Source organism: Kitasatospora sp. NA04385 (genome assembly GCF_013364235.1).
GTDB lineage: Bacteria > Actinomycetota > Actinomycetes > Streptomycetales > Streptomycetaceae > Kitasatospora.
In genome coordinates this window covers 1,057,169-1,070,455 of record NZ_CP054919.1, presented here as the reverse complement: position 1 = coordinate 1,070,455, position 13,287 = coordinate 1,057,169, and the positions used below count along the sequence as shown (strand labels likewise).

17 protein-coding genes are annotated in these 13,287 nt (G+C 72.5%); 7 read left to right on the top strand and 10 right to left on the bottom strand.

Translation table 11 applies throughout. The features are described from left to right. Positions 1-15: 15 nt before the first annotated feature. The 7 genes from HUT16_RS04685 to HUT16_RS04655 form a co-directional block, all read right to left on the bottom strand. Positions 16-375, bottom strand: coding sequence for a hypothetical protein (locus HUT16_RS04685; protein ID WP_176185727.1), 360 nt, complete (start codon positions 373-375; stop codon positions 16-18). A gap of 116 nt (positions 376-491) precedes the next feature. Further along, positions 492-866 carry a fluoride efflux transporter CrcB gene (gene crcB / locus HUT16_RS04680; RefSeq protein ID WP_176185725.1) on the bottom strand — a complete coding sequence of 125 codons (375 nt, stop codon included), beginning with the start codon at positions 864-866 and terminating at the stop codon, positions 492-494. Next, the gene (locus HUT16_RS04675) at positions 863-1,297 is read right to left on the bottom strand and encodes a DUF190 domain-containing protein (protein ID WP_176185723.1); all 435 of its coding nucleotides are present in this window, start codon (positions 1,295-1,297) and stop codon (positions 863-865) included. Before HUT16_RS04675 ends, crcB begins: the two co-directional genes overlap by 4 nt. Beyond that, positions 1,294-1,794, bottom strand: a complete 501-nt coding sequence (locus HUT16_RS04670) for a CrcB family protein (protein ID WP_254897637.1) — start codon at positions 1,792-1,794, stop codon at positions 1,294-1,296. Before HUT16_RS04670 ends, HUT16_RS04675 begins: the two co-directional genes overlap by 4 nt. Before the next feature lie 238 nt (positions 1,795-2,032). Then, the gene (locus tag HUT16_RS04665) at positions 2,033-3,010 is read right to left on the bottom strand and encodes a hypothetical protein (RefSeq protein ID WP_176185721.1); all 978 of its coding nucleotides are present in this window, start codon (positions 3,008-3,010) and stop codon (positions 2,033-2,035) included. Beyond that, the gene (locus HUT16_RS04660; protein ID WP_176185719.1) at positions 3,007-3,354 is read right to left on the bottom strand and encodes a PadR family transcriptional regulator; all 348 of its coding nucleotides are present in this window, start codon (positions 3,352-3,354) and stop codon (positions 3,007-3,009) included. Before HUT16_RS04660 ends, HUT16_RS04665 begins: the two co-directional genes overlap by 4 nt. Before the next feature lie 241 nt (positions 3,355-3,595). Then, positions 3,596-4,360, bottom strand: a complete 765-nt coding sequence (locus tag HUT16_RS04655) for a maleylpyruvate isomerase family mycothiol-dependent enzyme (protein WP_176185717.1) — start codon at positions 4,358-4,360, stop codon at positions 3,596-3,598. Between the two features lie 696 nt (positions 4,361-5,056). Between HUT16_RS04655 and HUT16_RS04650 the strand changes: the two genes are divergently transcribed. Further along, a complete protein-coding gene (locus HUT16_RS04650; protein WP_176185715.1) occupies positions 5,057-5,968 on the top strand; it encodes a hypothetical protein in 912 nt (303 codons plus the stop codon). Positions 5,969-6,164: 196 nt separating this feature from the next. Here HUT16_RS04650 and HUT16_RS04645 read toward each other — a convergent pair whose 3' ends face one another. Continuing rightward, positions 6,165-6,383: a DUF397 domain-containing protein gene (locus tag HUT16_RS04645; RefSeq protein WP_176185713.1), complete on the bottom strand. Its 219-nt coding sequence runs from the start codon at positions 6,381-6,383 to the stop codon at positions 6,165-6,167. Between the two features lie 222 nt (positions 6,384-6,605). Then, positions 6,606-7,613, bottom strand: a complete 1,008-nt coding sequence (locus HUT16_RS04640) for a DUF397 domain-containing protein (protein ID WP_217712023.1) — start codon at positions 7,611-7,613, stop codon at positions 6,606-6,608. 207 nt (positions 7,614-7,820) lie between these two features. Between HUT16_RS04640 and HUT16_RS04635 the strand changes: the two genes are divergently transcribed. The 4 genes from HUT16_RS04635 to HUT16_RS04620 all read left to right on the top strand — a co-directional run bounded on the left by HUT16_RS04635 (position 7,821) and on the right by HUT16_RS04620 (position 9,492). After that, a complete protein-coding gene (locus HUT16_RS04635; RefSeq protein ID WP_254897636.1) occupies positions 7,821-8,189 on the top strand; it encodes a hypothetical protein in 369 nt (122 codons plus the stop codon). Further along, positions 8,186-8,503: a hypothetical protein gene (locus HUT16_RS04630; RefSeq protein WP_176185709.1), complete on the top strand. Its 318-nt coding sequence runs from the start codon at positions 8,186-8,188 to the stop codon at positions 8,501-8,503. The genes HUT16_RS04635 and HUT16_RS04630 overlap by 4 nt, the downstream gene beginning before the upstream one ends. After that, positions 8,496-9,059, top strand: coding sequence for an NUDIX domain-containing protein (locus tag HUT16_RS04625; RefSeq protein ID WP_176185707.1), 564 nt, complete (start codon positions 8,496-8,498; stop codon positions 9,057-9,059). Before HUT16_RS04630 ends, HUT16_RS04625 begins: the two co-directional genes overlap by 8 nt. Positions 9,060-9,177: 118 nt before the next feature. Beyond that, the gene (locus HUT16_RS04620) at positions 9,178-9,492 is read left to right on the top strand and encodes a hypothetical protein (protein ID WP_176185705.1); all 315 of its coding nucleotides are present in this window, start codon (positions 9,178-9,180) and stop codon (positions 9,490-9,492) included. A 60-nt stretch (positions 9,493-9,552) separates the two neighbouring features. On the opposite strand, the gene HUT16_RS04615 is transcribed toward HUT16_RS04620, so the two are convergent. Then, a complete protein-coding gene (locus HUT16_RS04615; RefSeq protein WP_254897635.1) occupies positions 9,553-10,569 on the bottom strand; it encodes an ROK family protein in 1,017 nt (338 codons plus the stop codon). 339 nt (positions 10,570-10,908) lie between these two features. Here HUT16_RS04615 and HUT16_RS04610 point away from each other — a divergent pair, with 339 nt between their 5' ends. Then, positions 10,909-12,219: an ABC transporter substrate-binding protein gene (locus HUT16_RS04610; protein WP_176185703.1), complete on the top strand. Its 1,311-nt coding sequence runs from the start codon at positions 10,909-10,911 to the stop codon at positions 12,217-12,219. Positions 12,220-12,318: 99 nt separating this feature from the next. Continuing rightward, the gene (locus HUT16_RS04605; protein WP_176185701.1) at positions 12,319-13,227 is read left to right on the top strand and encodes a carbohydrate ABC transporter permease; all 909 of its coding nucleotides are present in this window, start codon (positions 12,319-12,321) and stop codon (positions 13,225-13,227) included. Positions 13,228-13,287: the final 60 nt, after the last annotated feature.

The window sequence follows — 13,287 nt, the reverse complement described above, 5'->3', positions numbered from 1 at the left end:
GGCGGGGGCGCGGGTTCACAGCTCCACGCGCCGCTCCGGGGTGGCCGGGTCCAGCGCGGGCCCGTACCGCAGCAGCACGCTCGCCGGGCGGAACGGCAGCCCCCGCAGGGTGGGCTCGGCGACGGCGAACAGGGCGTCGGCGTCCGGGCCGTAGGCGAACAGCAGCACCTCGCCGCCCCCGAACTCGTGGCCATCCCACTCGCCGACCCCGGCCCGTTCGACCAGTTCGGCCACGAGCCGCTCGGCCGCGCGGACGGTCGCCCGGTCCGCCGGCTCGCCGAAGCCCTCGCCCGGGACCCGGAACCGGGCGATGACGGCCTGTTCGACGTCCGGCCGGACGCCGTCGTGCGCGCTGTCGTCAGCTGTTGCGGTCATCCGTGCACGCTCTCACCCGGCAACGACAACGCGGCCCCGCCGAGCGGCCCGGAGCCGCGGGGGCACGGGACGCGGGGCGCGGGGGCGCCGCGCACCGGACGCGGGGCGCGGGCGGCTCAGGCCCACAGGGCGTGGGCGAGCGCGTTGCCGGTGAAGGCCGCGCCCAGGCCGGCCGCCAGGCTGGCGGCGACGTTGGCCAGGGCGTAGAAGCGGGCGCCGCTCTCGGCGAGGCGGAGCGTCTCGTAGGAGAAGGTGGAGTAGGTGGTCAGGGCGCCGCAGAAGCCGGTGCCGATCAGCAGTTGGAGGTGCGAGGAGACCGCACCGGCGGCCACCGCGCCGGTGAGCAGGCCCAGCACCAGCGAGCCGGACACGTTGACGGTGAAGGTGCCCCAGGGGAAGACGGTGTCGTGCCGGGACTGCACGGCCCGGTCGGTCAGGTAGCGGAGCGGGGCGCCGACCGCCGCCCCGGCGATCACCAGCAGCCAGTTCACTTCCGGCCCTCCTCGCCGCGTCCGTCGCGGCCGTCACGCCTGTCGCGGCCGTCACGCCCGTCGCGGCCGTCATGCCCGTCGCGGCCGTCACGCCCGTCCCGTCCGACGTAGCGGATCACCTCGCAGTCGTCGAGGATCACCAGCCCTTCGGTGACCAACTCGTCCAACTGCGGCAGGAACGCCCGGACCTGCTCCTCGGCGTCCACGATCACGATCGCCACCGGCAGGTCGTCGCTGAGCGACAGCAGTCGGGCGGTGTGCACCCGGGAGGACGCGCCGAAGCCCTCGACGCCCCGGAAGACGCTCGCCCCGGCGAGGCCGGCCGCGTGCGCGCGGTGGACGATCTCGCTGTACAGCGGCCGGTGGTGCCACAGGTCGTCCTCCCCGACGAACACCGTCACCCGCAGCGCGCGGCCCGTGAGCCTGGTCATCGTGTCGCCCTCCAGCCGATCGCCCGACGGGTCGCCTCCGCGCCCGCCCACACCGCCAGCATGGCCGCGCCCAGCGTCGCGGCCAGGTAACCCAGTGCCGTCGCGGCGTGCCCGCCGTCGAGCAGCCGTTGGACGTCCACCGCGTAGGTGGAGAAGGTGGTGAACCCGCCCAGCACCCCCGTGCCGAGGAACGGCCGCACCAGCGGGTGCGCCGTCCACGCCTCGGTGATCGTCACCAGCAGGACGCCGATCACCGCGCAGCCGACCGCGTTCACCACCAGCGTGGTCCACGGGAAGGCCGCCGGTCCGACCGGCCACGCCAGCCCCGCGGCGTATCGGGCGCACGCGCCGAGCGCGCCGCCGGCGGCGATCACGGCGAGCGTCCACCGGGCCGGGCCCCGGGCGGGCCCGGGTGCCGGTGGGAGGTCCGGGTCGACGAGGGGTTGTTCGGCCTGTTCGGCCTGTTCGGCCGTCACTTCGGTCTGGGGGCGTTCCACGGGCACACCTCTCCTACTCGCGAGGCGCCCGGGCACGCGGGCGCGACAGTCACAAGTAGGGACCGTTGGCGGCGATCGCCGCGGTTCGGGTACGGCGGGCCCCACCGCCGTTCGACACCGCGAGGGTGTCGATCACCCCACCTTACCGCGTGCCCCGGCGGTGCCCGGCGCGGCGGGGTGGCTCGGGGCCCGCGACCGCACGGGCCGAGGGGTCAGGCCGAGGAGTCAGGCCGAGGGGTCAGGCCGAGGGGGCGGTCCCACCCGTCCGGGCCCGTCGGACGAGGTGGACCACGCCCGCCACCGCGACCGCGGTGCCCAGCGGGGCCAGGCAGATCCCGCCGAACTCGACCAGCGCGGTCCGCTGCCCGGGGCTGTCCACCAGCGCGAACGCCAGGTACGACAGCCAGGGCAGGGCCCCGAGGGCCACCCCGGCCGCCCGGAGCCGGTCCGGACGCCGGCCGGACAGGCGCAGCAGCAGTGCGACGGCCGTCACCGTGCACAGCCAGGCCGGGAGCAGGACGCCGACCGACAGGTCCACGTCGTCGAGGAACGTCAGCCCCTGCGGGCCCACGACGGTCATCGGCAGTCCGACGCCCAGCGCGAGGCCCGCCGCCTCCCAGCGCCCCCGGGCGGTGGCGTCCACCAGGTCGGCCGGTGCCAGCAGGCCCAGCACGCCGATCAGCAGCAGGCCCACCAGGAAGCCGACCTCCCACATCGCGTACACCCCCTCCCACCACTGGATACCGGCGCCGGTGAGCGCGGCGAGCACGCCGGTGATCCGGGCCGCCCGCCACCGGCCCAGGACGGTGAGCGCGAGGGCGAGCAGCCACGGCAGCGTGCCGGCCAGCAGCAGGGCCGCGCCCAGCACGGCGTAGCCCCGGCCGAGGTTGGGGTACGGGTGCAGGAGCCGGTAGGCCGTCTCGTGCAGCTGCGTCAGCAGGAAGAACAGGCAGCGGCCGGCGGCCAGGGCGAGGGCGACGGGCGCCGCGCCCGCCAGCACCCGGCCGACCGGGTCGGTGGGGCCGATCCGCAGCCGCAGCCGCAGGGCGTGCGCCGCGAGGTCGAACCGCTCCCGGAGCACCGCGCGTCGGGGCAGCCCCCCGGTGGTCTCGGCGAAGACGGCGGCGATGTCCGCGCCGTGGGCGGCCCGGTAGCGGGCCGGGTAGAGGCCCATCAGCAGGCGTCCGGCCTGCGGCGCGTGCTGGGGGACGGTCATGCGGGGGCTCCGTTCGGGCGCGGGCGGGCGGCGGCGAGTCGGCGTTCGGCCTCGGCGACGGCCAGCCGCAGCCGCCGGGCCTCCTCGCGGAGCAGGTCCTGCCCCTGCGGGGTGAGGGCGAAGGTGCGGCGCATCCGTCCGCCGACCACCTCCTCGCTCTCGATCCCCACCAGCCCTTCCTGGAGCAGCCGGTCGAGCGCCGTGTAGAGCGTGCCCGTGCTGAGCCGGGTGCGGCCCTCGGAGATGGCCAGCACCTCCTGGATGATCGCGTAGCCGTGCCGGGGGGCGTCGGCCAGCGCCGTGAGCACCAGCCGTGTCGGTTCGCGGAGTTGACGTTCTGTCATGGCAGTGAGCATAGGACTACTATCGCCATATGTCGATTGTTTACCTATCGGCCCGCCCGGGACCGCCCCACGGAGGGCCGCACACCGGCCCCGGTGCGGGCGGAGACGAATCCGGCGACGACGTTGGCCTGCATGGTGTTCTGCTTCTTCTCGTCGGACGCGAACGCCCGCGGCCCCACCGGCGCGAGTGCCCCGGCCCGGTGCGGAACGCGGGCCCCGCGCCCGGGGGTGAGGCGCCCGGTCAGCCCCAGTCCTGTAGCTGCTGGATCAGGTCGGCGTCGCCCTCCACCCGCAGCGAGTCGGCCGGGATGCGCATGTACATCAGCAGGGCCATCTCGCTCGCCGTGCCGTGGACGGCGGCGGTGGGCTTGCTCTCGGCGGCCTCCGCCGCGGTGAGGCGGGTGAAGCGGGAACCGGCGGCGTCCACCGTCTGGCGCCAGGAGCCGGCCTCGGCTGCGTGGTAGTCCATGGTGGCGGGCTCGCCCGGCCACGGGACCGTGCCGGTGCAGACGGTGGCGAGGAACTCCTCGATGGCGTCGGCCGCCTCGGTCGTCGGCAGTTCCTGCGGGGCGCCGGAGGCCAGTTGGGCGTCGTAGGTGTGGATCAGCGACTCCGGGACGCGGCGGCGGGCCACGGCGGCCACCGTGTGCGGCGAGGCCAGCGGCTCCCACCAGGCCCAGCAGCCCCGGTCCGGGCCGGCCTCGCGCAGTGCGGCGAGCAGCTGCTCCGTCGAGTCGGCCAGCCAGGCTGTGAGCGCCTCGCGCTCCCTGGGCGCCGCCCGCCCGTCCTTGCTCGGCCGCTCGTCGCCCGGTGCGGTGTTCAGCACGATGTGGGCCCAGAAGCGGTCCCCCTCGCTGAGGTGGTTCGCCAGGTCGTACAGCGTCCAGCCCGGGCAGGACGGGACGTCGGCGTCGAGGCTGGGGGCCGCGGCGACGGCGGCGCGGAACGCGGCGGACCGCTCGTCGATCATCCGCAGCAGGGTGGGGAAATGAAGGTGTTCAGTCACGCAGACCTTGTACCAGCCGGACCGGAACCCCCGCACTCGATTAACGAGCTGGTGCGTGATCGGGACGGGGATGCGCCGGCGGGACCGGGAGCGGACTCCGGCGGACGTGTTCGCCTACGCGCAGATCGCGTTGAAGACGGTATCCGCCACTGCACCGTGATCCACTATCCAAGATCACTTTGACGGCACCGCCCGGCTGCGGGCGAACCCGTGGTGCGGTGCCGGTGTCCGGGCCCGGACGCGTGGGGGGCCGGTGCGCGTAGCCGGTGGTGCGGTGTGCGGGGACGAGCTGTGGGCGGAGACGGCGTACGCGGGGGAGCCGGGGGACCTCGGACGGTGCGTGGTGGCTGTTCAACTGAACGGCGGCGGGGCGGAGTTGGTGTACGGCTGCGAACCGGGGGAGGAGGTGCTGGCCGTGGGGACGGGGGCCGGCTGCTGCGCCTGATGTCGCAGGTCATCGCTAGGGTGGTGTTCCTTTGCGGGCCCATTGGGCCGGTGGCCGGGCGCAGCTTGGGGGTCGGGACGGGTGGGGGAGCCGGAGGCCGTCCGGGCTGGGTGCTGGAGCCGCTGGTGGGGGTGGGGCCGCTGCGGTTCGGGATGACGCCGGAGCAGGTGAACGCGGCGCTGGGCGAGGATGCTCCGCACGGCGTCTTCAGCGGTGGTCTGCGGTCGTGGAGCCGGTACCACCAGGATGGAGTGAGTGCGATCTTCGGATCGCGGGAGCAGCTGGTGGCGGTGGGGGTCCATGCGAATCGCGGGCCGGTGGTGCTGCTGGAGGGCGTGGTGCTGGTCGGCCGGGCGCCTTCCGAGGTGCGTGCGGACATCAGCGGCCTGGCGCTGCGGTGCGGGGTGAAGGAGGTGCCGAACGCCGAAGGGGAGCAGGACGTGCCGGCGTGGGGTGTCTCGACGGGTGCGGTGCAGCAGTGGCTGCCGGATGCCGGGGGCTTCCTCCAGCGGGGGGACGCCATGGTCACCGACGTACTGGTGGCCGGGCCCGACCTGGCCGAGGACCGGCAGGGCGAGCGGAATGTGGCCAGTTGGCGCCGCAACTCCCGGCGCCGCGCCCCGGAACCGGGGCCGTGGACGGTGCGGCCCGAGCGGGAGCGGCCGCGGTGGGAGTGCGTGCCGCTGGAGCGGGTGGGGCCGCTGCGGTTCGGGATGACGCCGGAGCAGGTGTCGGCTGCTCTGGGCGGGGAGGCGGCGTCTTCGCGCCGCACCTACCACCCCTACCCGGCGGGGTCCCGCCGGGAGGACCAGGGCGACCCCGCGGAGGAGCGGTTGGTCGAGGAGCGGTTCGAGGCCGCCGGAGTCCGCGCGCACTACCCGTGGTGGGAGCAGGGCCGCGGGCCGTTCCTCGGCGCGGTCACCGCCCTCGGGCGTTCCGGCCCCCAGGCCCTCCTCGACGGCATCCCGCTCGTCGGCCGACCGGTCACCGCCGTCGAGGCCGACATCGTCAGGTACCTCACGGACAACGACCTCGGCCTGCGGTTTCTCGTCAGCGGGGACCAGGAGATCCACGGCCTCGGCGTGACGGTGCGCACCGCCCGTGTCGGTGACGGCGTCATCAGCGAGGCACGGCTCGGGGCGGAGCAGTGGTACGAGGAGTGATCTGCCCTTGCCGATCGCTTCAGAACGAGTCGAGCCGCACCCTTGCGCACGGCGGTCTTGGTCGGCAGGGCATCCGGCATGCGTGTTGATCTTGCCCCGGACGACCTGCGGGGAGGGGCTGCTCGGGTGCGCGGGAACGGCTTCGGCCCCGGCCCGCCGGTGGGGGCGGAGCGGGGCCGGGGCTGCTGACGGTCGGTCAGGCGGTGGGGAAGCGGCCGGTGGCGGTGGCGGTGACGAAGGAGGACCAGGCGGTGGGGCTGAACTCCAGGACGGGGCCGCTCGGGTCCTTGGAGTCGCGGACGTGGCCGGGGTGGGCGTCGTCCACCTCGATGCACTGGCCACCGTCGCCGTTGCTGTAGGAGCTCTTCCGCCAGGAGCGCGGTTCGGTGGAGGCGGGGAAAACCTTGGGCTGCATAGGAGTTGGTCCTTCCAGCGCGGATCTGATCTGGAGCTCGGTCTGTTCGAGCGACGGCGCCTGAGCCTGGAGCCGATTGTAGGGGCTCTGCCGTTCGCGACCTCCCGCGTTCTCTCGAAGATGGTTCCGGCGAAGCGTCACCCGGTTGGGGGGTGTGCGGGAACGGCTTCGGCCCCGGCCCGCCGGTGGGGGCGGAGCGGGGCCGAGGCTGCTGACGATTGGTCAGGCGGTGCGGAACTCGCCGTTGACGGTGGCGGTGACGAAGGAGGACCAGGCAGTGGGGCTGAACTCCAGGACGGGGCCGCTCGGGTCCTTGGAGTCGCGGACGTGGCCGGGGTTGCTGTCGTCCACCTCGATGCAGTCACCGCCGTCGCCGTTGCTGTAGGAGCTCTTCCGCCAGGAGCGCGGTTCGGTGGAGGCGAGGAAAACCTTGGGCTGCATCGGGGTTAGTCCTTCCAGCGCGGATCTGATCTGGAGCTCGGTCCGCTCGAACGACAGCGCCTGAGCCCGGAGCCGATTGTAGAGCCTCTGTCGTTCCGCAACCTCCTGCGTTTTCTCGAAGATGATTCCGGCGCGGCTGCTTTCCTCATAGGCGAGTTGTTCGCCGTCCTTCATCGTCAGCAGCGACAGCGAGGCGTACTCGGAGTGGGCGCCGGCCGAGAAGGGCAGCACCTGGAGTTCCACGTTGGGTTGCCGTGTGACCTCCAGGAGCACCTGCAACTGCTCCGCCATCTCCTCCCGAGTGCCGATCTGGCGGTGGAGGGCCGACTCGTCCAGGATGAACGAGTACAGGCACTCCTGGCTGCGCAGCCGCAACTGCCGCCCCAGACGGTCCTTCACCCGCTCCTCGATCTCCTCCTCCGGGAGGTAGGGGTGGCCCGCGCGGAGCACGTGCCATGCGTGCGGGGCGGTTTGGAGCAGGCCGTGCACGATCGGGCTGTAGCACTCGTACACCACGGCCTGGTCGACCATCGTCAGGATTTCTTGGTACTTCGCGGGATGGGCTTCCTGCCGGGCCAGCGGGAGGAGGCGGACGAAGAAGCCGTTCGACTCGAAGATCTCGTCCAGCTTCTCGGAGAGGCCGTTCGGCACCTTGATGTCGCCGTTCTCGACCCGAGAGAGCGTACTGGAGGAGAAGTGCACCAGGGACGCGAGCCGGTCCAGGCTCAGCCTCCGCCTCTCCCGGCTCAGCCGCATCTCGGACCCGTAGTAGTGCCGCATGCTTTGCATCGGATTGACCTTGCGTGACTTCCCGGCCACTTGCCGCTCCCTTCCCCGTGTTTCCCGCCGCCCGCGCATTCGCCCGCGACCCGCGCCATCCTTGCGACTTCCGGCGATCATGGGCTTTTCGCTTCTCAAGCGTAGCCTCGAACCGTGAGGATGAGGGCACGGAACGTGACATCCGTGAAGAGCGAACTTCAGTGCGGAGAAACAAACATGACGATCGGTCAATCGGAGGGTTCCGGCCAGTCGGGCGCCGCGCCGCCCGCCGGCCGCGAGCGGGAGCCACTGGGGCGGCGGCTCGGGATCACACCGTTGCGGACGGTGCAGGAGCGGGTGAGCCACATCGCCGCCGAGCTGGGCCGACTGACGGGGGACCGGCCCTCGGTGACGTGGGGGGACGGCGGGGTGCTGCGGGTGTCCGTGCGGGTGCTCGGGCTGCACGACGCCGAGTTGGCGACGGCGGTGCTGGAGGTGCTGGGGCAGGGGGACCGGTACGGGCACCGGCGGACGTCGCAGGGGGAGTACGTGTGGGCGGAGATCGGCGGGAAGCGCGTGGCGGGCTCGAACAGGAGGCTGAAGTGAGCGAGGTGGTCGAGTTCTACCCCCACGGCGTGTTCGGCCTGCACTGGGAGGCGACCGCGGAGGACGAGCGCGAGGAGATCCGGGGGATCGTGCTGGCGGAGGCGGAGGACGGCCGGGTCGCGCTCGCGCACATCGACGACCCGAGCCAGGTCCTGTTCCTCACCCGGGACGAACTCGCCTCGCTGCGCGACGCGTTGGCGAGCGGCGAACTCGACCACCTGCTGTCCGGCGGTCGACGGCGCCTGCACCCGCCGCTGGTCCGCCCGCCGCGGGACCTGTCGGACGGCACGGGGTACGAGGCGCTCGATGGCTAGCCCGGCCGGGCACCTCGTCACCTCGCGCGTCCTGTGCACCGACCCCGGCTCCCGGCTGCTGATCGTCCGGGCGGCAGTGGCAGCAGCGGTGACCGGGGCCGGGACCGGGGCCGGATTCGGCGGCTGGCAGCTGCCCGGGGGCGCGGTGGCGGAGGACGAGTCCCCGCTCGACGCGGTCCGCCGCGAGGTGCGGGAGGGGCTGGGCCTGGTGCTCGACCTGCTGCCGGACGACCTGCTCGGGGTGGAATGGACCCGGGCTGGTGCCGGTGGCCCGGGGGAGCGGGCCGGGCTGGTCTTCCTGTGGCGCGGGCCGGTGCTGAGCAGCGCCGAGACCGACCGGATCGTCCTGGCGGAGGGGGCGCGGGCCGCCTGGCGCTGGGCGGCTCCCGAGGAGGCCCGGCGGCTGCTGCCCGTCGGGGCCGGGGACCGGGCCCGCTCCCGGTTGCAGTGGCCGGGCACGGTCGGCTACCAGGAGGTCCGCCACCCGGTGGCGGTCGCGGGGGTCGCAGCGGGGTTGGGAAAGGCGGCGGGCCCGCCGGGGTGCCCCCGGGCGTAGCGGTCGCCGGGGCCGCCCTCACCGGCCCCGTCGTCACCGGACCCGTCGTCGTCGCAGGGGAGCGGGTCCGGCCGGGGCCGGGGCGTTCCGGGGGCCGGGCCCGTGGCAGGCTGCGGGGATGCCGACGGAGTTCAAGGAGCACGCGGGCCGCCACTACGCGGTGCTGTTCCACTACGCCCTGCCCGACGACTCGTGGGCGGTGGAGCTGAGCGAGGCGGTGCCCTGGCCGGACGGGAACCCCGGCGGGGCGGGTCACCGGGCGGGGCCGGCCTTCCTGGTGGCGTACGTCCCGGACGAGGACCCGGGGCTGGAGCCGACCGTCCACGTGCACGGCCACGACGAGCACGTGGTGCCCTACGAGGTCGTGCGCTGGTTCATGGAGCTGGTCGCCGACCAGGTGGAACGCTGTCGGGCCGCCCACGCGTCGGAGTGACCTCGTGCGCGCGGGCGGCCCGCGCGGGGCGCCGGAACAGCGGGCGCCGGACGGCGTGGTTCAGCGAGGGGCGGGGAGGCGGTGGCGGGCGAGGGCGGCGGCGCCGATCAGGCCGGCGTCGGTGCCGAGGTGGGCGGGGTGCAGGGTGAGGTGGCGGGTGAAGGAGAGGGTGGCGTAGTCGGCGAGGTGCCGGGCCAGGGGTTCGAACAGGACGCGGCCCGCCTTGGCGACGCCGCCGCCGATGACGGCCGCGTCGAGTTCGACCAGGGTGGCGGTGGCGGCGATGCCGGCGGCGAGGGCGCGGGCGGCGTGGTCGAAGGCGGCCAGGGCGAGCGGGTCGCCGACGTGGGCGGCGCGGGCGACGGCGGTGGCGGTGGGGTCGCCGTCGGGGCCGGGGCGCCAGCCGAGTTCGGCGGCGGTGCGGGCGATGGCGGTGCCGGAGGCGAGGCCTTCGAGGCAGCCGCGTGAGCCGCAGGGGCAGGGGCGGCCGTTGTAGTCGACGGTGATGTGGCCGAGGTGCCCGGCGTTGCCGGTGGTGCCGGGGTGCAGGGCGCCGTCGAGGACGAGTCCGGCGCCGACGCCGGTGGAGACGACCAGGCACAGGGCGTTGCGGTAGGGGCGGGCGGCGCCCTGCCAGTGCTCGGCGGCGGTCATCGCGACGGCGTCGCCGCCCAGGGTGATCGGCAGGTGGGCGGCGGCGGGGTGCCGGGCGGTCTCGTCGCGGAGCGGGAACTCGCGCCAGCCGGGGATGTTGACCGGGCTGACGGTGCCGCGCGCGGTGTCGACGGGCCCGGCGCTGCCGATGCCCAGGGCCCGGACGTGCGGCCAGTGGGGGTGGCGGGCGAGGTCGTCCAGGACGTGGTCGACGGCGGTCATCAGCTCGTGCCGGTCGCCGTCGGCGGGGGTGGGCACCTGGAGCCGGTGGTGCAGCGTGCCGTCGGTGCCGACCAGTCCACCGGCGATCTTGGTGCCGCCGATGTCCAGGGCCGCGATCAGCGGCCCGGGGGCGGCGGTGCCGTCCGGGACGGACCCGTGGGGCCCGGAGGCGACGGCGGTACCGGCCATGTCGTAACTCATTGTGACGTCTCCGCAGGTGTGGCAGGGGAGCGCCACGGTGCTGGGCAGGGCGCTGCCGGATCGTACCCGGTGATTCTGACTCGCTCTGACAACGTTGTCCAGCGATTCCCGGTCGCGGTCCGATAACGAACCTGATCGACCATCTCGTTAAGCAAAGTTTTAGTAAATTCAGCCTTGTTCAGCAACAAAACTCATGGATATCAATGTTGACCGCTCTATGGACATGGCTGGGATGTGACGTCTACGTTAAGCAGCCAAGCGGCCCGGGAGGTCGGTCACGCCCGGTCGACCGTCGCTTCCCCCGGGTCACACGAACGATCAGCGTGAAGGATGAGCGAGATGCGCAGAGGATGGCTGGCCGTCGGGGCCGCTTCCATGGTGGTGCTCACTGCCTGTAGCAGCAGTGGTGGCGGCGGGACGTCCGCTGCGCCGTCGGTGAACGCGGACCCGACGAAGGTCTCGGGCTCGATCACCGTGCTGACCAACCGCACCGACCAGCTCGGTGACGGGACGCTGGACAAGTACGCCGCCGAGTTCACCAAGGTCTACCCGAACGTCAAGGTGAAGTTCGAGGGGATGAAGGACTACGAGGGCGAAGTCAAGATCCGCATGAACACCGAGAACTACGGTGACGTGCTGCCGATCCCCTCGGACCTCTCGATCGCCCGGTTCCCCGACTTCTTCTCCTCCCTGGGCGACGCCTCCGAGCTGTCGAAGACCTACCAGTGGACCGACTACTCCACCGTGAGCGGCAAGGTCTACGGCATCGCCAACTACGGCACGGTGACCGGCTTCGTCTACAACAAGAAGGTCTGGGCGGACGCGGGCGTCACCGAGTGGCCGGGGACCCCGGAGGAGTTCCTCGCGGACCTGAAGGCGATCAAGGCCAAGGGCGCGGCCGTCCCGTACTACACGAACTACCACGACGGCTGGCCGCTGCGGCAGTGGACCGACGCGATCGGCTCGCCGTCCTGCGACTCCGGCGCCAAGGACAAGCTGGCCGACACCGCGCAGCCGTGGACCGCGGGCGGCGACCTGTACACCATCGACAGCCTGGTGTACTCGATCGTCGACCAGAAGCTCTCCGAGGACGACCCGACCACCACCAACTGGGACCAGTCGAAGGTGATGCTGGGCACCGGGAAGGTCGGGGCGATGTACCTGGGCTCCTGGTCGATCTCGCAGATGCGCGACGCGGCGGCCAAGGCCGGCGCGAACCCGGACGACATCGGCTACATGCCGTTCCCGTCCACCTCGGGCAAGGCGTGCACCGTCCTGCAGCCGGACTACAAGTACGCGATCAACAAGCACTCCAAGAACCAGGAGGCGGCCCGCGCCTGGATCGACTGGTTCGTCACCAAGTCCGGTGCGGCGCAGGCCGAGCAGGGCATCTCCTCGGTCAAGGGCACCGAACTGCCAGGCGCGCTGAAGCCGTTCGCGGACCAGGGCGTGCAGATGATCGGCCAGAACCAGGAGAAGTCGGCCACGGTCAAGAAGATCGACAAGGGCGCGGAGATCAACCTCGACGCCCCGGACTACCGGCAGAAGCTGGTCGACATCGCCCGCGGCGCCGCCTCCGGCGACCGGAACAGCTACTTCGCCGAGCTCAACAAGAAGTGGTCCCAGGCCCAGAAGACCGTCAACGGCTGACCCGATCGGCCCAGTTGACCGAGCGGCACGGCCGGGAGGACCACCCCGACCTCTCCCGGCCGCGCCCAGGCACACCAGGACCCTCACGAGGAACGGAAGATGACCGCACTGCAGAAGGACCGGGTTCCCCGGCGCAAGGCCCTGCGCCGCCACTGGTGGTTCACGCCGTGGCTGTACCTGCTGGTACCGCTGGCGTTCCTGGTGACGTTCACGTACCTGCCGATCGGGGACATGATCGGCTACAGCTTCACCGACTGGGACGGGATCAGCCCGGAGCGCACCAACGTCGGCCTGAAGAACTACACGGACCTGTTCACCCGGCCCGAGCTGTTCAAGGTGTTCCTGGTCTCCGGCGTCTACCTGATCGCCGCGGTGTTCCAGATCGCGCTGGCCCTGTACTTCGCCACCGTGCTGAGCTTCAACACCCGCTTCCGGAACCTGTTCAAGGGCATCCTGTTCTTCCCGTACCTGATCAACGGCGTCGCCATCGGCTTCGTCTTCCTGTTCTTCTTCCAGCCGCACGGCACCCTGGACTCGCTGCTGTCGATGATCGGCGTGCACGGCAAGCACCAGTGGCTCGGCGACCCGGACCTGGTCAACAAGTCGCTGGCGGGCGTGTCGGTCTGGCGCTACACCGGCCTGAACCTGGTGCTGTTCCTCGGCGCCATCCAGTCCATCCCGCCGCACCTGTACGAGGCCGCCGCGCTGGACGGCGCCAACCGCTGGCAGCAGTTCCGGCACATCATCGCGCCCGGCATCAAACCGGTGATCAGCCTCAGCGCGATCCTCGCGGTCTCCGGCTCGCTCGCCGTCTTCGAGATCCCGTACATCATGACCGGCGGCTCCAACGGCTCGCAGACCTTCGTCATCCAGAGCATCAACATGGCGTTCAAGTTCGACAAGTTCGGGCTCGCCTCGGCCAGCGCCGTCGTGCTGATCGTCCTGATCCTGATCGTCACCTGGATCCAGCGCCGCCTGGTGCCGGAGGAGAGGGTGGAACTGTCGTGACCACCAACGCCGTTACGAACAACCGTCGCCGCTTCCACGCCCGTTCCGCCGCCGCGTCCG